16 protein-coding genes are annotated in these 20,022 nt (G+C 53.3%); 4 read left to right on the forward strand and 12 right to left on the reverse strand.

The annotated features are described in order from the left end of the window. Positions 1 to 9: 9 nt before the first annotated feature. Together JF44_RS0108395 and JF44_RS0108400 are read right to left on the reverse strand one after the other, a co-directional pair. Positions 10 to 1,413: an FAD-linked oxidase C-terminal domain-containing protein gene (locus JF44_RS0108395; RefSeq protein WP_033068509.1), complete on the reverse strand. Its 1,404-nt coding sequence runs from the start codon at positions 1,411 to 1,413 to the stop codon at positions 10 to 12. A gap of 226 nt (positions 1,414 to 1,639) precedes the next feature. Further along, positions 1,640 to 2,347, reverse strand: a complete 708-nt coding sequence (locus JF44_RS0108400; protein WP_033068510.1) for a TIGR00266 family protein — start codon at positions 2,345 to 2,347, stop codon at positions 1,640 to 1,642. 310 nt (positions 2,348 to 2,657) lie between these two features. Between JF44_RS0108400 and JF44_RS0108405 the strand changes: the two genes are divergently transcribed. The 4 genes from JF44_RS0108405 (at position 2,658) to JF44_RS0108420 (ending at position 5,489) form a co-directional block, all read left to right on the forward strand. Next, on the forward strand, positions 2,658 to 3,659 hold the full coding sequence (locus JF44_RS0108405; RefSeq protein WP_033068511.1) for a sensor domain-containing diguanylate cyclase: 1,002 nt from the start codon (positions 2,658 to 2,660) through the stop codon (positions 3,657 to 3,659). A gap of 154 nt (positions 3,660 to 3,813) precedes the next feature. Next, positions 3,814 to 4,290 (forward strand): GNAT family N-acetyltransferase, encoded by a 477-nt coding sequence (locus tag JF44_RS0108410; RefSeq protein ID WP_033068614.1) that lies wholly within the window; start codon positions 3,814 to 3,816, stop codon positions 4,288 to 4,290. A 224-nt stretch (positions 4,291 to 4,514) separates the two neighbouring features. Next, positions 4,515 to 4,772, forward strand: coding sequence for a YjhX family toxin (locus JF44_RS0108415; RefSeq protein ID WP_033068512.1), 258 nt, complete (start codon positions 4,515 to 4,517; stop codon positions 4,770 to 4,772). Between the two features lie 120 nt (positions 4,773 to 4,892). Continuing rightward, on the forward strand, positions 4,893 to 5,489 hold the full coding sequence (locus JF44_RS0108420; protein ID WP_033068513.1) for a hypothetical protein: 597 nt from the start codon (positions 4,893 to 4,895) through the stop codon (positions 5,487 to 5,489). Positions 5,490 to 5,510: 21 nt separating this feature from the next. Here JF44_RS0108420 and JF44_RS0108425 read toward each other — a convergent pair whose 3' ends face one another. From JF44_RS0108425 to JF44_RS0108470, 10 genes are all read right to left on the reverse strand, one after another. Beyond that, positions 5,511 to 5,711 carry a hypothetical protein gene (locus JF44_RS0108425; RefSeq protein ID WP_033068514.1) on the reverse strand — a complete coding sequence of 67 codons (201 nt, stop codon included), beginning with the start codon at positions 5,709 to 5,711 and terminating at the stop codon, positions 5,511 to 5,513. A gap of 62 nt (positions 5,712 to 5,773) precedes the next feature. Then, complete coding sequence (locus tag JF44_RS0108430) at positions 5,774 to 6,127, reverse strand: VOC family protein (RefSeq protein ID WP_033068515.1); 354 nt, start codon at positions 6,125 to 6,127, stop codon at positions 5,774 to 5,776. Between the two features lie 14 nt (positions 6,128 to 6,141). Then, complete coding sequence (locus JF44_RS0108435) at positions 6,142 to 7,818, reverse strand: FMN-binding glutamate synthase family protein (protein WP_033068516.1); 1,677 nt, start codon at positions 7,816 to 7,818, stop codon at positions 6,142 to 6,144. A 327-nt stretch (positions 7,819 to 8,145) separates the two neighbouring features. After that, positions 8,146 to 11,787: a hydantoinase B/oxoprolinase family protein gene (locus JF44_RS0108440; RefSeq protein WP_033068517.1), complete on the reverse strand. Its 3,642-nt coding sequence runs from the start codon at positions 11,785 to 11,787 to the stop codon at positions 8,146 to 8,148. 69 nt (positions 11,788 to 11,856) lie between these two features. After that, positions 11,857 to 13,158, reverse strand: coding sequence for a TRAP transporter large permease (locus tag JF44_RS0108445; RefSeq protein ID WP_033068518.1), 1,302 nt, complete (start codon positions 13,156 to 13,158; stop codon positions 11,857 to 11,859). Positions 13,159 to 13,167: 9 nt separating this feature from the next. Further along, on the reverse strand, positions 13,168 to 13,680 hold the full coding sequence (locus JF44_RS0108450; RefSeq protein ID WP_033068519.1) for a TRAP transporter small permease: 513 nt from the start codon (positions 13,678 to 13,680) through the stop codon (positions 13,168 to 13,170). Between the two features lie 141 nt (positions 13,681 to 13,821). Further along, complete coding sequence (locus tag JF44_RS0108455; RefSeq protein WP_033068520.1) at positions 13,822 to 14,796, reverse strand: TRAP transporter substrate-binding protein; 975 nt, start codon at positions 14,794 to 14,796, stop codon at positions 13,822 to 13,824. A gap of 269 nt (positions 14,797 to 15,065) precedes the next feature. Next, positions 15,066 to 15,575 carry a winged helix DNA-binding protein gene (locus tag JF44_RS0108460; RefSeq protein WP_033068521.1) on the reverse strand — a complete coding sequence of 170 codons (510 nt, stop codon included), beginning with the start codon at positions 15,573 to 15,575 and terminating at the stop codon, positions 15,066 to 15,068. A 139-nt stretch (positions 15,576 to 15,714) separates the two neighbouring features. Further along, a complete protein-coding gene (locus JF44_RS0108465; RefSeq protein WP_081944372.1) occupies positions 15,715 to 17,676 on the reverse strand; it encodes a methyl-accepting chemotaxis protein in 1,962 nt (653 codons plus the stop codon). 333 nt (positions 17,677 to 18,009) lie between these two features. Next, entirely contained in the window at positions 18,010 to 20,007 is a 1,998-nt protein-coding gene (locus tag JF44_RS0108470; RefSeq protein WP_081944373.1) for a methyl-accepting chemotaxis protein, read from the reverse strand. Positions 20,008 to 20,022: the final 15 nt, after the last annotated feature.

Below are 20,022 nucleotides of genomic sequence, written 5' to 3' on the forward strand. Positions count from 1 at the left end.
ATGATGATATCAAAGACCGGGAATAAGCTTTCCGGGATTCATCAGACCTTTGGGATCAATCGCTGCTTTAAGCGCGCGCATTACTGCGATCGTATCTTCGCCGTGCTCGGCCACCATGAAGTCAAGCTTGCCATAGCCAATGCCATGTTCACCCGTGCAGGTTCCGCCAAGTTTCAGGGCACGTTCAACCATCCGGTCATGAAGACGCTTTGCTTCTGCCATTTGTTCGGGATCATCGGGTTCAAGCAGGATCAATGTATGGAAATTGCCATCCCCGACATGACCGACAATGGTGCAGGTCAGCGGGCTGGCATCGCAATCAGCCCGGGTTTCAGAAATGGCTTCAGCCAGCTTTGAAATCGGTACACATACATCGGTCGGCATCCCGGCCTTGCCCGGTTCAAGCTGAAGCGAGGCGTAATATGCCTTGTGGCGCGCGGCCCAAAGTTTATTGCGGTCTTCCTGACGGGTTGCCCACTGGAATTCCTCGGCGCCAAATTCTTCGGCGACCGATTGCACGAACTCTGCCTGTTCCTTTACCCCGGCTTCGGTGCCGTGGAATTCAAAGAATAGGGTCGGGGCTTCTTTATGATCGGTCTTGGAGTAATTGTTGATTGCCCGTATCTGCAATTCATCAAGAAACTCGATGCGTGCCACCGGGATACCAGCCTGAATTGTCAGGATCACAGTATCGACCGCGGCATCAACCGACGGGAAGACACAGACCGCAGCAGACATCGCTTCGGGGATGCCATAAAGCTTCAACCCGATTTCCGTAATCACGCCAAGTGTGCCTTCAGACCCGACAAACAGGCGGGTCAGATCATAACCTGCCGAAGATTTACGTGCCCGATTGGCGGTTTTGATGATTTTACCGTCCGGAGTCACGACCGTCAGGCTCAGGACATTTTCACGCATGGTACCATAACGCACCGCATTCGTGCCTGATGCACGGGTTGCGGTCATGCCACCGATGGAGGCATTGGCACCGGGATCAATCGGGAAAAACAAACCGGTATCGCGCAGATGCTCATTGAGCTGTTCACGGGTCACACCGGCCTGAACGCGACAATCAAGGTCCTCGTTATTGACTTCAAGGATCTGGTTCATCTGCGATACATCGATGCAGATACCACCGCGCAGAGCAGCAACGTGCCCTTCAAGCGAAGACCCCGTGCCAAAAGGCACGATTGGCACATCATGGGCGGCACACAGCTTGACCACCTCGGCCACTTCCTCGGTCGAGTTTGCAAATACGACCGCATCGGGCGGCGATGCTTCATGCCAGCTTTCATCCTTGCCATGCTGTTCAAGCACGGATGCTGCCGTTGAAAGACGATCGCCAAGCATCTCCCTCAAGGCGTTGATCAAACTTTCCGGGGTTTCGATACGTTCATACTCACGAACTGACATGATTTTACTCTTTCGGCCTGTGTGGTCCTGGTGGCGTTTGTCCGACTGCGATTTGGCTTTGGGGCGCTGGCAACGGACAGAAATTTGGCAGACACCCTACGCCGTGATGCCCACAATTGGTATTACCTTTTGCCCCAATTCGGCAAAAAATTATCATTGCCCGCATTGGCTGAGGATAGCACGCCCTATCTGAAACGGCTCTATCCTCAGCATTCCTGGGGTGTGATCAGCCCTTGTTGCGATCTTGTGGCAGGGCAGCGGCAATGCGATCCGCAAGGCGCGAGAACGGCAAGCTTTGCAGCCAGACGGTGCCCGGCCCTTCCAGGGTCGTGACAAACAATCCTTCGCCGCCAAACAGTGCATTGGTAAATCCGCCGACAAATTTGATCGAATAGTCAATCGATGGCGTCATCGCCACCAACCCGCCGGTATCAACACGTAGTGTCTCGCCGGCTTGCAAATCCTTGCGAATGATCGTGCCCCCCGCATGCATGAAGGCCATGCCATCACCACTAAGGCGCTGCAGGATAAACCCTTCGCCGCCAAACAGACCGGCACCGATTTTTTTGGAAAAGGCGATGTCGATATCAATGCCCGATGCCGCACACAGGAACGCATCCTTCTGACAAATGATTTCGCCGCCATGTTCGGCAAGGTTCAATGGCACAACCTTGCCCGGATAGGGGGCAGCAAAGCCGACATGCGCCTTGCCCGACCCTTCATGCACAAAGGTTGTGATAAAGAAACCCTCGCCGGTCAGCATGCGTTTGAAACCGGAAAACAAGCCGCCCCCGGTTCCGGTTTGCATGGCGATCCCCTCGCCCATATACATCATGGCTCCGGCTTCGGCCCGAACCCCCTCGCCCGGGTCCAGCTCGACTTCAACCAACTGCATTTCTTCGCCGTGAATGGTATAATCGATCACGTCAGCCATATGGGCGTCTCCTGTGTTCAGGTTTGATTTTTATGCTGCCTGAGTTTGAAACCTTCGTCCCCTAACAGCAAGCAAAAGGGCAAAAACGACGTTTCTTATTGTGAAGTGCTTAATCTTCTGACGCCACAATCAGTTAACACGCAGATGGCCATTTGGAGCTTTGTCTTGTCGAAGCACAGAATTTTGGGTGTAAATGATTGTTCCAAATGGTTGTTCTCGGACCACTTGGCACAAATATAATCAAATGGGTCGGGTATAAGCCCGGTAACTGACTTGGTAATTTGATCGGTAAGCAAAGAAGGTGATCGGGATGGTCAAGCTAAAGACATTGGACTGGATCACCCAGGATGAAAGCATGGCTGCCTCGCTTGAAAAGTGGCAGCGTGTTGTTGACATCATGACCAATCTTTTGGGCGCAACAGCAGGATATATCATTGAATATAATGAAAAACATGGTTATCGCGCTGCACTGACCAGTCAAAACCCGGAAAATCCCAATCCCTGTGTCTCAGACAAACCCGAACCACTCGACAGCAATATTTACTGCCGTCGGGTTATCCAATCCAAGCTCGCGCTTTATGAACCTGATGCCGCAGGCAAACCGGAATGGGCCGACAACCCCGAACTGACCGAAGATGGTTACGTTTCCTATTTGGGTATTCCACTTCTTTGGCCAAACGGGACAGTGTTTGGCACACTTTGCGCATTCGATAAAAAACCAACCGGCTATGATCAGTCGCTTCAGGAGTTGATGGGGGTCTTTCGCGACCTGATCGAGGCGGATCTACGCCTGCATGAACAGTACAAAATCATGCACAACCTTTCGATGACCGATCCGCTGACCGGCATGAACAACCGCGCCGGGTTTGAGATGCTGGCCCAGCAAAAAATCCGCATCGCCAAACGTTACAAGCACAATATCGGCATCATCTTTATCGACCTTGATGACATGAAACACTGGAATGATGATTTCGGTCATGCTGCGGGGGATGCGGCACTACGCGCCGTGGGGGAGGCCATCCAGCAAAGCATTCGTGAAGTCGATATTTGCGGGCGTGTTGGCGGGGATGAGTTTGCTGTTCTTGGGTATGTACGCAATCGCGGCGACCTGACCACAATTGTCGCCCGTGTCCGCAACGCCCTGACCCATGCCAAATTAAACGTACCGACATCAAAAACACCGATCCACGAAACCCCGGAAATCAGTTCGGGGGCGTCGGTGTTTTTTGATCCAATAGATAGAAGTCTCGAAGACATGATCGCGGTCGCCGATCTTGAAATGTATCGCGACAAAAAAAAGCGCCGCAAATAGCACCCTGCCGGGCCTTGATAGCCGGGTTTCTTCACCAAAAAATCATGGAAGCATCGAACTTCCGGTGACGGTTATTAACGACCTGGTATCACTTTTCAGACAGTATGCGCCAAGGGTTGGGACCCAGATGAACAACGACCAGAGCAAACAAAAAATGCAGATCCGCAAAGGCACTGCCGACGACATTATCCATATTCGCGCCCTGACAGAGCGCGCGACAAACTCGACCTATCTTTCAAACGAAACCGATGATGTAGTCCGTGACTTTGTCGATGATTTGGTGGAAACCTCTACAAGCACTTTCACCAACGCAATCAAAGCACAGGATCAGTCGGTCTATGTCGCAACGCGTGATGACGAACTGCTTGGCTATGTCATTGCCATTCATGATGCCCCGGAAATCCGCTGGATCGTGGTTGATCCGGCGGCACACGGCACCGGTGCTGGCAAGGCGCTTATGATCGCGGCCCTTGACGCCCTTGCCGATCAGGGTGTGCGCAGCAATGTTCGCCTGACGGTTGCGGCCCATAATGAACGGGCCAAGGCGTTTTATCGCAAGTTCGGCTTCATGGTAACCGGCCCGGTTTCCGACCGCAGTGTCCCGACCGTGGAAATGCAGCGCGCTGCTTGACGAACAACCAGCCAATTGGCATTTTAGCAGCGAACCTTATTCGGAGTTTTTATGTCAGAGTCCCGGCACAGCCGCTGATCGCGGTTTGACAGCCTGACCTTTCCAGACCGCTGATCAGCAGATCGGATCGCATGCCATAGCAAAATATTGGCATGCGTGACCGGTACTGTTGTGCCCGTCCCGATCGGAAACCATTCCTGTTACTGGTTTTCGGACTCTGACCATTGAATATATCGAAAAATGAACAGCGTGTGCTGCATGCACTCGCACAAGGCGGCCTGATCAAAGTGATCAAGGACGACAAAAACCGCATCCTCGAAGCAGATTGCATCACGCGTGACGGCTGGTTCCTGACCGCCTGTACGCTTGATGTCTTCAAGAAACTGCGTAAACGCCGCCTGATCCGATCACGCGGCGGCCAACCATACCGCATCACCCGTGAAGGCCTGCTTTCGGTGTGCGCGGAATTATCCCAACGCTGATTATCAAACGTCTGGCCGAAATTCGGTCAGACGTTTTCGGTCGCCTTGTCCTAGTTGAAACCATTGAGGGATTGATATAACATAAACTCAATCACCAATTGATTGTCGGAGTAAGGGAAAATGGCACGGGTTAGCTATTTCGCAGGCACCGTTCCGGAAAAAATAGATGACTACAACCGTTTCAACGGGTTTCTTGCAGCCCTGCTCTATAACGGAACCGGTGACCAACTGCGTGCTAACAGCATGGCATCGAAGCTTGACCAAAGCACGGATGATGCCCTTCAAATTTTGCTAACCGACATGTCCCCGACCAAGGTTTTTCCCGGCAAGCGCGGCTTGCTGGAAACCCACCGCCATCACTATAACAGCATCCAGGCGAAACCGTTCGCTGCTGACAACCTGTTCGATATATCGCTACCAATGAACATGTATCTGGTCTTCTTTGACGGTTTTCGGAAACACGGATATCCCGACCCCAATCTTCGAACCTACGAGATTAATCCGGGCGATCTCGCTTCGAGCGTGTTCGATCCGGGGCTGAATGACGATGCCCGCAAAATGCTTGTTGACGTATCGGCAGCATGTAAAACGGTATGGCAAGACCCGGCTGACAAAGATCCCAAAAATCTGGAAGTTCATCGCTTGAAAATGATGAACGAATTGGCCCCTCATCTTGACCAGATCCCCTCGCTTACCGAAAATAACAATCCCCGCTGACCGCATGATGAACGGTTTAACTTATGCCGTCTGCTGTTGCCCTGTCCGCCGATAGGGACCGAACGCGATTTCCTTGGGGTCGAAGGTTTGAGCAACAGTTGATTGCCAACGCGAATGCCAGTCATGCAGTTCGGGAATTTCCGTATCAGCCAGCAGGAACCATTCGGACAGATAGGAATAAACTTCGTTGTCTTTCTGACGCACCGTGAAGTGATAGAGCATGACCTTGCGCGCAGAATTGTATCAACACCAGCGACAAAGCCCGGCCAAATGCGTGGCTTTGATTATTTATGCTCCAGAATATTGACCAACTTGCCAAACGGGTCGCGGACATAAAAACGCCGGACACCCCATGGCTCATCTACCGGGCCGTACTCGATTTTCATACCTGCGGACTGCATACGCAGGAGCGTTTCTTCAACATCATCAACTTCGATCGAGATATCCGGCACGGCTGTGCCTGAACCGCCTTCGGTTGCAAAATTGACCTGTGTTGTCATTGGCTGGTCCGGTGATGCAAAAGTCCAGATCCAGCCATGGTCCATTACGGTTTTAAGGCCAAGAATATCTGTATAGAACACCTCGGCTGCTGCGATGTCTTCGACAGCAAAGTTGGCGACGATACGCTTGACAGTCATTGGATACTCTTTCGCTACTGGGCTGCCTTCTCGCCCGCGATCGCCTTGGCCCGCTTATACGGCCCGAACGGGATTTCCTTGGGCGCGAATGTTTCGGGGGATGCGCGTTCCCAGCGCGAATGCCAGTCATGGAGTTCTTCGATCTCCGTATCACCTAAAAGAAAACCTTCGGGCAGATACGGATAGGCTTCGTTGCCATCAAGGAACTCGTTGTCTTTCTGACGCACCATGAAGTGATAAGGCATGAAATTGCGCGGATCGGTCAAACCGGCAGCCCCGGTAATCTCCGCCAGCGCATGCATGGTATTTTTATGGAAGCGTGCGACACGTTCGGATTTATCCCCCGGATCAAGGGCGCGCTGGCGAATTTTATCCTGCGTCGCAATGCCCACCGGGCAGCAGTTGGTATGGCAGCTTTGGGCTTGAATACAACCCAGAGCAAACATGAAACCACGCGCAGCATTGACCCAGTCCGCGCCAAGAGCAAGTGTGCGGGCAATATCAAATGCGGAAACGATTTTACCTGCCGCACCGATTTTGATCTGATCACGCAGCCCCGCCCCGCGTAGCGCGTTGTGAACAAAGGTCAGACCTTCTTGCATCGGCATGCCAACATGGTTGGCAAATTCAACCGGGGCCGCACCGGTTCCGCCTTCCTTGCCATCAACCACGATGAAATCTGGCGTAATGCCGGTTTTCAGCATCGCCTTGATGATCGACATAAATTCGCGTCGGTGGCCGATGCACAGCTTGAAGCCAACCGGCTTACCACCCGAAAGATCACGCAGTTTGCCAATGAATTCCATGAGGCCAATCGGGGTTGAAAAGGCGCTATGGGCGGATGGGGACACGCAATCCTGCCCCATTGGAATACCGCGCGCTTCGGCAATTTCTGCGGTGATTTTGGCCGCAGGCAGCATGCCGCCATGGCCCGGTTTTGCGCCCTGACTGAGTTTTACCTCGATCATTTTGACTTGTGGTTCGGACGCAGTTCTGGCGAATTTTTCCTCGCTAAACGTCCCGTCGTCGTTGCGCGCCCCGAAGTAACCCGATGCGACCTGATAAATCAGATCGCCACCACCTTCACGGTGATAACGTGAGATACTGCCTTCACCGGTATCATGGGCAAAGCCACCCTTTTTCGCCCCCTTGTTAAGCGCCAGAATGGCATTGCCCGAAAGCGCGCCAAAGCTCATGGCCGAGATATTATAAAGGCTGCAGTCATAGGGCTGCTTGCAGTGCGGCCCGCCCACACGCACCCGAAAATTGGTATCGGTGATGTGTTTGGGTGCGACGGAATGGGTGATCCATGAGTAGCCCGATTTATAAACATCTTCGATCGTGCCAAACGGGCGTTTGTCTTCGACACCTTTGGCGCGCTGATAGACAAGGCCGCGCGCCTGACGGCTAAACGGGATTTCGTCCTGATCGCTTTCAAGCAGGTATTGGCGTATTTCCGGACGGAAGCTTTCAAGGATAAAGCGGATATGCGCACTGATAGGATAGTTGCGCAGGATGGAATGGCTTGATTGCCGCAAATCGCGCACCCCCACCAGCAAAAGCGCACCAAAAATGACAGCTGGTATCCAGAACCAGCTGCTAAGCGCCAAGGCACAGGCCACAGACGAGACAGCCAGCAAGGCAACACCGGCAATCACAAAATAGCGCTGGTTCAATATGAAGAATTTCACGGTGCTCTCTTCCTGTCCTGTTCAGGCCAACCTGATCCCTGTCGAAATGCCGCCTGTGCGGGAAGGCCATTGGCATTTCGCATGTTTGCGTGGCGCAACACCACTGATCATCCCTGATTTAACCACGGGCCTCAATGGCAATGTCGTTGATTTTAAATGAATCCCCCAACCATCTGCATGTAGGGACGATCCCGCCAACATCAAGAAAAGCCGCCCAACAGGATATCTATTGGGCGGCGGAAGTTTAACAGGGAGGCATATGACCGGAAACACCATGCAAAAGCAGGCGGTGTTTCCGGCCTTTTGGGTGGTCATGCTTTGGAAAGCTTAAGCCTTGCCGTAGCCGCCGCCACCGGGCGTTTCAATGATGAAGACATCACCGGCATGCATTTCAGTCCCATCGGTGCCCTTAAGCTCGATCACGGTGCCGTCGGTCCGCTCAACCGCATTGCGGCCAAGTTTGCCCGGTTCACCACCAGCGACCGCCTGATTGGGCACGCGACGGTGGTTGGACAGGATCGATGCGGTCATATCTTCAAGGAAACGCACACGGCGTGTGGTGCCATCCCCGCCCTTGAATTTGCCATTACCGCCCGATCCCTTGCGGATTTCAAAGCTTTCAAGCATGACCGGGAAACGCCATTCCAAAACTTCCGGATCGGTCAGACGCGAATTGGTCATATGGGTGTGAACACCACTGGTGCCGTCAAAGCCCGGACCAGCCCCCGAACCACCACAGATGGTTTCATAATACTGATGCGTATCATTGCCCCAGGTGAAGTTGTTCATCGTACCCTGTGCGCCCGACATGACGCCAAGGGCGGCATACAGCGTATCGGTGACGTGCTGAGATGTTTCAACGTTACCGGCCACAACGGCGGCAGGATACCGCGGGTTAAGCATTGATCCTTCGGGCACGATCAGATTAACCGGCTTCAGGCACCCGGCATTCAGCGGAATGTCATCATCAACAAGGGTTCTGAAGACATAAAGGACCGCCGCACGGGTCACCGCCGATGGGGCGTTGAAGTTGTTATCAAGCTGATCGGAAGTTCCGGTGAAATCAACCGTGGCCGAGCGGGTTTCCTTATGGATGGTGACCTTGGCCTTTACGACCGCGCCATTATCCATTTCATAGGAAAACTCACCATCACTCAGGACATCAATCACGCGGCGCACGCTTTCTTCGGCGTTGTCTTGAACATGGCCCATATAGGCATGCACAACATCAAGGCCAAAGTGATCCACCATCTTGCGCAGTTCCTGCACGCCTTTTTCATTGGCGGCAATCTGGGCACGCAAATCCGCGATGTTCTGATACGGGTTACGGGCCGGATATTTCGCCCCTTCAAGAAGGGCGGTCAGGCCTGCTTCATCAAACGTGCCCTGATCAACAAGTTTGAAGTTGTCGATCAGAACGCCTTCTTCTTCAAGAATACGCGAGTTTGGCGCCATAGAACCCGGTGTGATCCCGCCAACATCGGCATGGTGGCCACGCGATGCGACATAGAACAGAACGTCTTTGCCATCATCGCCAAACACCGGGGTGATCAGGGTGATGTCAGGCAAATGCGTACCGCCGTTATACGGGTCATTAAGCATGTAAACATCGCCTGGCTTCATCTTTCCGGCGTTGTTTTTAATCACCGCCTGAACGGACTCGCCCATTGATCCAAGGTGAACGGGCATATGCGGGGCATTCGCGATCAGAAGGCCTTCCTGATCAAACACCGCACATGAGAAGTCCAGACGTTCCTTGATGTTCACCGAATAGGAGGTATTGGCAAGAGTGACCCCCATCTGTTCGGCAATGTTCATGAACAGATTGTTGAACACTTCAAGCATCACCGGGTCGGCCTGTGTGCCAATCGCCTCGGAACGTTTCATTGCTACCACACGGTTCAGCACCAGATGGTCCAGACCGTTGACCTTGGCTTCCCAGCCCGGATCAATCACGGTGGTTCCGACCGGCTCAACAATCACCGCCGGGCCGCGTACGGTCGCACCAGGTTTCATGTCTTCGCGCTTATAGAACGGAGTATCATGTGCTTTGCCGTCAAACACGACTGAACGCGTCGCCAAAGGCTTGAGCATGATTTCCGAACCTTCAAGCACGGTCTCGGAATCCGGAAGGCTTTGTGTTTCACCAATGCCTTCAACTGCAACGGCTTCGACGACCAGCGGCTTTTCGCTCATGACGAAGCCATAGCGCTGTTTGTGCTGTTCTTCGAATTGGGCCTTGATGGCAGCGACATCGCCGAAATCAACGATCAGCGGGGTGTCGGTACCGTCATAGCGCAGGTGCAGTTTTTTAAGCATGGTGATCTTGGCATCTGTGATGCCTTGTTCGTGCAGCTCACCACGGGCTTCTGCAGCCAGAAGATCAAGTTGTTCATCGAGCCCAGCCAGCGCATCTGTCGCCAATTTGGCCTCAACCGCCTGTTCACGCATGGCACGAATATCGGCAAGTCCCATGCCATAGGCCGACAAAACACCGGCAAATGGATGGACAAACACCTTGGTCATGCCAAGGGTATCAGCCACCTGACAAGCATGCTGCCCCCCCGCACCGCCAAAGCATTGCAGGATATAATCAGTCACGTCATAGCCGCGCTGAACCGATATTTGCTTGATCGCATTGGCCATATTTTCAACGGCAATGCGCAGGAAACCTTCGGCAACTTCTTCGGGGGTTTTGTCCTGACCGGTGCCTTCCTTGATCCTGATTGCCATGGCTTCGAACTTTTCGCGCACAGCATCAGCGTCAAGCGGCGCGTCGCCTTCCGGGCCAAACACATTCGGGAAGAAGTCCGGCTGAACCTTGCCCAGCATGACGTTGATATCGGTCACCGCCAGCGGACCACCACGGCGATAGGCTGCCGGACCGGGATTTGCACCGGCACTGTCAGGGCCAACCCGGAAACGTGCACCATCGAAATGCAGGATCGAACCGCCCCCGGCAGCCACGGTATGGATTTTCATCATCGGGGCGCGCATGCGCACACCGGCAACCTGGGTTTCGAAATCGCGCTCATATTCGCCGTCATAGTGTGAAACGTCGGTCGATGTTCCCCCCATATCGAACCCAATGACCTGTTTAAAGCCATCCATCTCTGCGGTGCGAACCATGCCGACAACACCTCCGGCCGGACCAGACAGGATCGCATCCTTGCCCTGGAACTTCGCCGCATCGGTCAAACCACCATTGGACTGCATGAACATCAATTTCACACCGCCCAACTCAGAGGCAACCTGATCAACATACCGACGCAGGATCGGTGACAGATAGGCATCAACCACCGTGGTATCCCCGCGCGATACCAGCTTCATCAAGGGGCTGACCTCATGGCTGACCGATACCTGGGTAAAGCCGACGTCGCGGGCAATTTCAGCAGCAGCATTTTCATGCGCGGTATAGCGATAGCCATGCATGAAAACGATGGCACAGGCACGAATGCCATCATCATAAACCGCCTGAAGATCCTTGCGCAGCGCATCAAGGTTCATCGGGGTTAATTCATCCCCCTGCGAACCAAAACGGCCATCGGCTTCAATCACGCTTTCATAAAGCGTTTCGGGCAGCTTGATGTTGCGATCAAACAGGCGCGGCCGGTTCTGATAGGCCAAACGCAGCGCATCGCGAAAACCCTTGGTGGTCACCAGAACAGTGCGGTCGCCTTTGCGTTCCAGAAGCGCGTTGGTGGCAACGGTCGTGCCCATCTTGACGGCTTCGATTTTCTCGGCCGGGACTTTTTCGCCGTCCGCGACCTCAAGCAGTTCACGGATGCCCTGAATGGCGGCGTCCTTGTAACGTTCCGGGTTTTCCGAAAGCAGCTTGTGGGTGACCAATGTGCCATCAGGCTTGCGCGCGACAATGTCGGTAAAGGTGCCGCCGCGATCAATCCAGAACTGCCATTTTGGCTGTCCGGTGGTCTGCGAAACGGGCGAATTTTGGTCGAGTGGTGCCATGATGCTCGCTCCTTTGGCATCTGTAGTCATCAAATTCGGATAGTTTTGATCAGTTCACAAAATGAACCGTTAGCCATTCATTTGCGTTGGCAGCCATGTCACGATCTCCGGGAAAATGGTGATCAGAAGGGCCGCAAGCAAAAGCAGGAAGAAGAACGGCAAGGCCGCAAATGCAATCTTGAACAGGTTCTTGCCTGTCAGGCCTTGCAGAACGAAAAGGTTGAAACCGACCGGCGGGGTGATCTGCGACATTTCAACCACCAGCACCACATAGATGCCAAACCACAAAAGGTCGATCCCGGCGGCCTGTACCATCGGCAGGATCACAGACGTGGTCAGAACCACCACCGAAATCCCGTCAAGGAAGCAGCCAAGTACAATGAAGAACACCGTCAATGCAGCCAACAGCGCATAAGGCGACAGATCCATCTGCGCAATCCAGGCGGCCAGTTCACGCGGCACGCCGGTAAAGCCCATGGCAACCGTCAGCACGGCCGCACCTGCAAGGATAAAGCAGATCATGCATGACGTCCGGGTTGCCCCCATAATACCGTCAAGCAGGCTTTCACGGCTAAGCGAGCCGCTCAGTCCAGACAGGATCAGCGCGCCAACCACGCCAAAGGCTGCGGCCTCGGTCGGGGTTGCAATTCCGCCATAGATTGACCCGATCACAGCCGCGATCAGCAAAATCACCGGGATCAGACGACCGGATGCCCGGATTTTGTCCGCAAACGGAATGCTGGGTTCTGCAGGCGGCATCTTATCCTTGTTTACCGTTGCCCAGATGCCAACGAAGCTCATGAACATGAGGATCAGCATGGCACCGGGGATCACACCGGCAATGAACAGACGCGCAATGGAAAGCTCTGCCGAAACACCATAAACGATCAGGATAATGGACGGCGGGATCAAAAGACCCAGCGTGCCAGACCCGGCAAGGGTTCCAAGGATCAGGCTGTCTGCGTAGCCCTGTTTGCGAAGTTCGGGGATCGACATGCGCCCGATTGTCGCAGCGGTCGCAGCCGACGACCCCGAAACGGCAGCAAAGATCCCGCAACCCAGAATATTGACATGCAGCAAGCGGCCCGGGATTTTGTTCAGCCACGGGGCAAGCCCAGTGAACATGTCTTCTGAAAGACGGGACCGAAACAGGATTTCACCCATCCAGATAAACAGCGGCAATGGCGCTAGCGACCAGGTCGCAAGACTGGACCAGGCGGTCGTCGCGATGATCGGACCGGTTTGCCCGCTGGTGAAGAATTCAATGGCAAAAACGCCAATCGCAAACAATGCAAGTGCGACCCAAAGACCTGCCCCCAGAAACAGGAACAAAAGGGCCATCAGGATCAAACCGATTTGAAGTACTTCCATGATCGCCCCCTACTCGTTCAGTTCGTTCGCTTCGCCGCGCACAAATGCGGGGTCGCGGCCAGCCAAAAGATCGAAAAGGGCTTCAATCAGGGCGATGGTAAAGACAACAAGTCCGAAGGCCATTGCGGTTTGCGGTATCCAAAGCGGGAAAGCCAAAACGCCTGGCGACGTATCGCCATAGGAAAAGCTTTCCTCGGCCAGCACCGCCATCCACCAGGCGAAGTAGCCTGCAAGATAGATCGCAGCAAGCAGCGTAATCGTTTCAAGGATGCGTCGAGCCGGACCATACAGGTAGGTCAGAACAATCATCACCCGAATGTGGGTCCCTGCCCGCAACGCCGGGCCAAGAGCCAGGAAAGTACCTGCCGCCAGTGAAAAGCCTGCCAATTCGTTTGCATCGTGAACGGCAATCCCGGCGATGCGCCCCAGCGACTGGGCAAGGATCAGCAACGCAATCGTCACCAGAAATACTGCCGCCAATCCGGCACTGAATTTGAATAAGTAATCTAGCAATCTGCGCACAGCAGGTCCCCTTTCCGCCCACGATGATCCCTAAAACGGCCTCTCGCAACCAACGGACTGTAACATTAAAATGTACGGGATGTCCGGGACCGAACAAGGGATGACACTTATCCGGTCCCGGCAAATGGCAAGAACCTGAAACTAGTTCTTGAACGCGTCGACGATGGCCTGGCCTTCGTCACCGGTTTTTTCCAGCCAAGCAGCAACCATCTTGTCACCTGCTTCTGCCAGACCGTCTTTAAGAGCCGCGCTCGGCGCAGCAACGTTCATGCCGTTGTCAGCCAGAATTTTCTTCTTGGCTTCTGCTTCTGCCATGCTCATTTCCCAACCGCGGGTCTCGGCTTTGGCAGCCGCTTCCATGACCGCAGCCTGAACATCAGCAGAAAGTGAATCGAACGAGCTTGCGTTCACAACGATCATGTTTTTCGGAAGCCATGCCTGAACGTCATAGAAGTTCGAAACGAAGTCCCATGCCTTGGAGTTCGCACCGGTTGACGGCGAGGTGATCATCGCTTCAACGATACCGGTTGCAAAGGCCGTCGGGATTTCCGGAACTTCAACCTGGGTCGCGACCATACCGGTCAGCGACGCAAGTTCGGAAGTGGTGGCATTATAGGCGCGGAATTTGACACCTTCGAGGTCTGCGACTGTCTCAACCGCGTTTGCGGTGTAAAGACCCTGTGCCGGCCACGGAACAGCATACAGAACTTTCAGGCCGTCTTCTGCCAAAGCAGCTTCAATACCAGCACGCGAAACTTCCCAGAGTTTCTCGGCGTCTTCATAAGACGTGGCAAGGAACGGGATCGCGTCAACTGTGTAAATCGGGTTTTCATTTGCCAGCAGCGAAATCAGGGTTTCGCCGATCGGAATCAGGCCACGCTGAACCGAACGTTTGATGTCGGCATGTTTGAACAAAGAACCGCCGGAATGAACGGTGATGTTCAATTCGCCACCGGATGCTTCATTCACGTCCTTGGCAAATTCAATGATGTTCTGGGTGTGGAACGTCGCGTCCGGGTAAGGGGTTGCCATATCCCAGGTTTCCTGGGCAGCAGCCAAACCGGCTGACATGGTGATCGCAGCAACTGCGACAGTCGAAAGAGCTTTTTTCAGCATTGTTCAAGTCTCCCTGTATGTGATGCAAGCCGATACACGTTTTCGCATATCGAGACTCCAAAGCAGCCTCCCGACACATTAATCACAATTTACTGACAAATTGTCAATGTATTTTCATAACTCCCATGCAAAAACTGCAACCCGATGACTTGGATGACCTCATCAAAACCCATCTCAATCCCGGTGTCCCCCAAAGAAAACAGGCGACAATCAAAGTGATTGCCGCCTGCATAGATTTTTCGTCGTCGCTATGAGAGAGCTCGCCGCGCTTAGATCGAACTAGCTGCACGCGACGCCTGATCATAGACCCCAGAAATCGCGCGCAGCGTCTTGGCCACGTCCCCGACTTCCTCGCTGTTAACACCCAGACGCTGGAAGGTTTCCACAAGACAGTCTTCGCGTACCTGACGGTATTTTTCACACATGTCACGGCCCGCCTCGGTCGTCCCGTAATGTACTTCCTTGCCGCGTTTGATACCGTCAACCAAACCCAGTTTGCGCAATTTTTTAAGCGAATAATTCACAAGGTGGCTGTCTTCAACGTTCAGAACAAAGCAGACTTCCGACAGGCTTTTTTCACGTTCGCGCGAATTGACATTGTGCAGCACCAGAATATCAAGGACCGATACATCCGGCATGCCTGCAGCGCGCATACAACGCACCATCCACCGATTGAATGCATTCCCCGACAGGATCAGGGCAAATTCAAGCTCCGAGAGTTCCGCAGCACGTTCCGATACAAGATGTGACGATGAGACGATGCGCGTTTTATCAGCCATCCGACGTTCCCTATTACTTGATATTCCTGATCAAAAAGACCTTTTTTAATCACGAACATTGTGAGTTTGTCGGAATTTTATCGCGATAAAGGCGGCAAGGTAAAGCCCTTGCCGCCTTATTATTATCGACAATTTGTCATTAAAGTGAACGCATCCGTTCAAGGAAACCGTCGATCTGACCACGCAAATCGTTGCTTTGACGACCCAGATTATCCGCGGACACGTTGACATCGCCCGCCGCAGAATTGGTTTCTTCTACTGCGGTGGAAACGCCTTGCATGGCGGATGATATTTCTTCGGTTCCTGCTGCCGCCTGTTCAACATTTTGCGAAATTTCGCTGGTCGCAACCGTTTGTTCTTCAACGGCAGCGGCAACGGCAGCGGCACGTTCGCTGATATCGGAAATCATTTTGACGATTTCATCAATCGCATCAACGGCGTGACTGGTGGCTTGCTGGATATCATTGATCTGTGTCGTGATATCCTCGGTCGCCTTGCCAGTCTGATTAGCAAGATTTTTGACCTCGCTTGCAACAACGGCAAACCCCTTGCCTGCATCACCAGCACGGGCGGCCTCAATTGTCGCATTCAGGGCAAGCAGGTTGGTCTGTTCGGCAATATCATTGATCAGACTAATGACTTCACCGATCTTAAGCGCAGAGTCATTCAAACCCTGAATATTTTCGTTGGTACTCCGCGCCCTTTCGGTTGCGGACTGCGCCATCGTTGAGGTTTCGCTAACCTGACCGGATATCTCGTTGATTGATGCCGAAAGCTCGGTTGCGGCAGTGGCAACCAATTGCACGTTTGATGATGCTTCTTCCGCCCCGGAAGAAACAGCCATCGACTGATGGCTCGCGGTTTCGGCACTATTGCGCAACACGTTGGACACCTGATGAAGTTGCTCGACTGCGGTGCCGACATCTGCCATCACCGCAACAACCGCCTCGTCAAATTCCTTGATGTATTTTTCCTGGGTTTCCAGGCGCTTGCGGCGTCGTTCATCCGCCTGCTTTTGTGCTTCTTCAAGCTTGGCACGTTCGATGCCATTTTCACGAAACACCAGAACTGCACGCCCCATCACACCAATTTCATCGGCACGGGAAACTTCATCAACCTCGACATCAAAATCATTCTCTGCCAGCCGGGTCATCTTGCTGGTCAATCCACCAATCGCATTGACAATGGCGCGTGACAGCAGGAACGAAAGCCCCATCAACGCCAAAACGCCAATGACAAACATGATGACAGTCACGGTCAGGCTTGTTGCCGCAATCTTTTCGGCCTGCTGTTTTTTAGCGCTTGATATCTCGCCGATTGAAAGGCTCAAGGCATCAAGAACGGGTTCGGCCTCGGCATAAAAATCAGACAAGAAACCAAGTTCGTCTTCTCGCTGAAGGATCTTGCCTGACAGCGCCTTAAAGTCGATCACATAGGACTTCATCAGGCCCGTTATTCTTGCCTGCTCATCTGCGGGTATATTTGATGCAGCCAATGCCGGACCAAATTCCGCAAGGCGATCATCAATGCGCCCGACATATTTTGGGTCCAAGCGTGCCAGAAAGTCTTTCTCATGCCGCCGCATCATCAACATGATCACCGTCAGATTATCGGCGCTGTATTTCTTGAGGGCTTCCTCGACATTGTGCACGGATCCCCGTAAACGCCCAAGCAACCCTTCCTCTTCGCTAAGACCAATTTCGCGCTGCAGGTCTACGACCGTCGCAAACTTTTCTGTATAACTCGCAAATGTTGTTGCGATTTTCTCAATCTCGGCGTCAAACCCCGAAAGGGATTCGTCACTGCGAAGATTGTTCAGACCGACCATAACGCTGGCGACAACATCGGCGTGCCCGGAAACGTATTTTTCATCTTTGCGAAGCAGGAAATCCTTTTCGCGCCGACGGGCATTCAGGAAATCGCGCGAAATCGCGTCCGCAACCAGCTTGTTCTCAAGTGCTGCATCCGCGACAGCCTGTGCATCACGTCTTTGTTGTTCGGCAACAAACTGCACTGCGCCGACCACAACGAAGATCACCAACGCCACCGCCCCAATCAACGAAATTTGATAAAGAAGTCTCATGCGAGAAAGAAAATTCATCTAGGCCCCCACCCAAGGAGCCTGCATGAAACTCAGGTAGCCTATCTTCCCAAGCAATGCAGGCACGTTAAACCGACAACGCGAAAACACTTTATGTCGCCTTTAGTCAATTTTGGGATGTCACTAGCCGTTTATCAGAGGGAAAATAATTACAGTTTTGTGACAGTCGCAAATTTCACGTCCAGAACAGTTTGGTCACGCAGCAAGGGAATTTACCAACCGCGCGGTTTTGGTTTTCACATGTGATAAGCAGATTTGTATGCAGCGCACAAAAAACAAGGGGGAAGACTATGCTTCCCCCTTGTGACCCTGCTTTCCTGATAAATGAGCCGATCAGGAGACCGAACGCATCTTTTCCAGGAAACTGTCAATACGCTCACTCAGGCTATCACTTTGCCGACCCAGATTATCCGCCGATCCACGGACATCCGTGGCGGCTTCGCTGGTTTCTGCCACGGCACTCGAAACACCCTGCATTGCGCCGGAAATTTCGCTGGTGGCTGACGCTGCCTGTTCAACATTTTGGGAAATTTCACTGGTGGCGACGGTTTGCTGTTCCACCGCTGCGGCAACAGTCGATGCCCGTTCACTGATGTCGGCAATCATTCGGACAATGCCATCAATTGCATCAACGGCAGATTGCGTTGCCTGTTGAATGTCATTGATCTGAGAAGAAATATCCTCTGTCGCCTTTGCTGTCTGATTGGCAAGGTTCTTGACCTCGCTCGCCACAACAGCAAACCCTTTGCCTGCTTCGCCTGCACGCGCAGCCTCGATGGTTGCATTCAAGGCCAGAAGATTGGTTTGCCCGGCGATATCGTTGATCAACCCAATAACCTCACCAATACGAACTGCGGCAGCATTCAGCCCCTGAATATCCTGGTTGGTGTTTTGGGCATTCTCGCTGGCTGCTGCTGCCATTTTCGATGTGTCACTGATCTGACCGGCAATCTCATGGATGGATGCGGAAAGCTCAGTAGCCGCAGTCGCAACAATCTGCACGCTTGAAGATGCCTCTTCACTGCCTGCAGAAACCGTTGTCGATTGTTCATTGGCTGCGGCGGCACTGCCGCGGAGCACCTCGGATACTGAATGAAGCTGCTGTACCGCAGTACCGACTTCGCTCATCATCGCGACGATATCGTCATCGAACTCGCGGATATGCTGTTCCTGTGTTTCGATGCGCTGGCGTTGTTTTTCATCAAGTTCACGCTGTTGGGCTTCAAGTTTTTGCCGTTCCAACCCGTTTTCACGGAAGACAACCACTGATCGGCCCATCTCACCGATTTCATCCTTGCGCTTTGCTTCATCCAGTTTGACATCAAAGTCATTCCCGGCAAGACGGGCCATCTTGGCCGTCAATCCGGTAATGGCACGGACGATGGCGCGCGCCAGAACAATCGACATCAGAATCATGACGATCGCACCAGCAATGAATATCGCAAAGGTTACCTGAACGCCGGTATGAGCAATTTCTTCGGCGCGAAGCTGCATGTTTTCCGAAACAGTTCGGATTTCTGTCCCGAGGGTCTCAAGGATCGGCTCGGCAGCAGCATAATAACCACTTAAACGTTCAAGGGATTCTTCACGCTCAAGCGCTGCTGCGGCCAGTGATTTGAAATCGGCCAGGTAAGAATCCACAAGTTTGCCAAGCTGCTCCTTCTTGTCATCCTTGATGCTGCCCGCGCGCCCAAGCGCAGTGGCAAACTGTTTGGCCGTCGCTTCGACACTATCGACATAGGCGGGATCAAGACGGGCAAGGAAATCTTTTTCGTCGCGGCGCATCTGAAGAACAGCGATCGACAGGTCTTTGGTATCGGTCAACCCCAGCATCGCTTCAAGCTTTGCCACTTCGCCAAGGGCACTTTCCACCTCGGACGCGGCACTGCGCATTTCCCCCAGCAGACCGGAATTTTCATCCAGCCCTACCTTGCGCTGCAATTCGACCACGGTTGCAAATTCGGCAACATAATTATTAACGGCAGTTCGGGTCTGCTCGACCTGTTCCAACAACGGACCAAGTTCTTCGCGCCCGGCAAGCTCTTCGAGACCGGCATGAATTTCCGCGGCCGCAACACTGTGGGCCGTGACAAATTCCTCGTCACGGCGAATGACAAAGTCCTTCTCGTGGCGACGCGCATCAAGAAATGCGCGTGACACTACGTCAACGATGCGGGAATCCGCCCCTGCGGCCTTGGCTGCCAACTGTGCGGATTGGCGTTGTTGATCGGTTACGAACTGTGTCACACCGACAACAGCAAAAATCACCAACGCAACGATGCTCAGCAGCGATATCTGGTAAACCAGCTTCATCCGCGACAAAAAAGACATGTTTCCACCCCGTTA

It is taken from the genome of Thalassospira australica, from assembly GCF_000763295.1.
GTDB classification, from domain to species: domain Bacteria; phylum Pseudomonadota; class Alphaproteobacteria; order Rhodospirillales; family Thalassospiraceae; genus Thalassospira; species Thalassospira australica.

Excerpts from the sequence above, each read along its gene's own strand:
- JF44_RS0108395 (WP_033068509.1), bottom strand. The coding sequence starts at position 1,413 with ATGTCAGTTCGTGAGTATGAACGTATCGAAACCCCGGAAAGTTTGATC.
- JF44_RS0108400 (WP_033068510.1), bottom strand. The coding sequence starts at position 2,347 with ATGGCTGACGTGATCGATTATACCATTCACGGCGAAGAAATGCAGTTG.
- JF44_RS0108455 (WP_033068520.1), bottom strand. The coding sequence starts at position 14,796 with ATGCTGAAAAAAGCTCTTTCGACTGTCGCAGTTGCTGCGATCACCATG.
- JF44_RS0108465 (WP_081944372.1), bottom strand. The coding sequence starts at position 17,676 with ATGAATTTTCTTTCTCGCATGAGACTTCTTTATCAAATTTCGTTGATT.
- JF44_RS0108420 (WP_033068513.1), top strand. The coding sequence starts at position 4,893 with ATGGCACGGGTTAGCTATTTCGCAGGCACCGTTCCGGAAAAAATAGAT.
- JF44_RS0108470 (WP_081944373.1), bottom strand. The coding sequence starts at position 20,007 with ATGTCTTTTTTGTCGCGGATGAAGCTGGTTTACCAGATATCGCTGCTG.
- JF44_RS0108440 (WP_033068517.1), bottom strand. The coding sequence starts at position 11,787 with ATGGCACCACTCGACCAAAATTCGCCCGTTTCGCAGACCACCGGACAG.
- JF44_RS0108445 (WP_033068518.1), bottom strand. The coding sequence starts at position 13,158 with ATGGAAGTACTTCAAATCGGTTTGATCCTGATGGCCCTTTTGTTCCTG.
- JF44_RS0108425 (WP_033068514.1), bottom strand. The coding sequence starts at position 5,711 with ATGCTCTATCACTTCACGGTGCGTCAGAAAGACAACGAAGTTTATTCC.
- JF44_RS0108430 (WP_033068515.1), bottom strand. The coding sequence starts at position 6,127 with ATGACTGTCAAGCGTATCGTCGCCAACTTTGCTGTCGAAGACATCGCA.
- JF44_RS0108410 (WP_033068614.1), top strand. The coding sequence starts at position 3,814 with ATGCAGATCCGCAAAGGCACTGCCGACGACATTATCCATATTCGCGCC.
- JF44_RS0108405 (WP_033068511.1), top strand. The coding sequence starts at position 2,658 with ATGGTCAAGCTAAAGACATTGGACTGGATCACCCAGGATGAAAGCATG.
- JF44_RS0108460 (WP_033068521.1), bottom strand. The coding sequence starts at position 15,575 with ATGGCTGATAAAACGCGCATCGTCTCATCGTCACATCTTGTATCGGAA.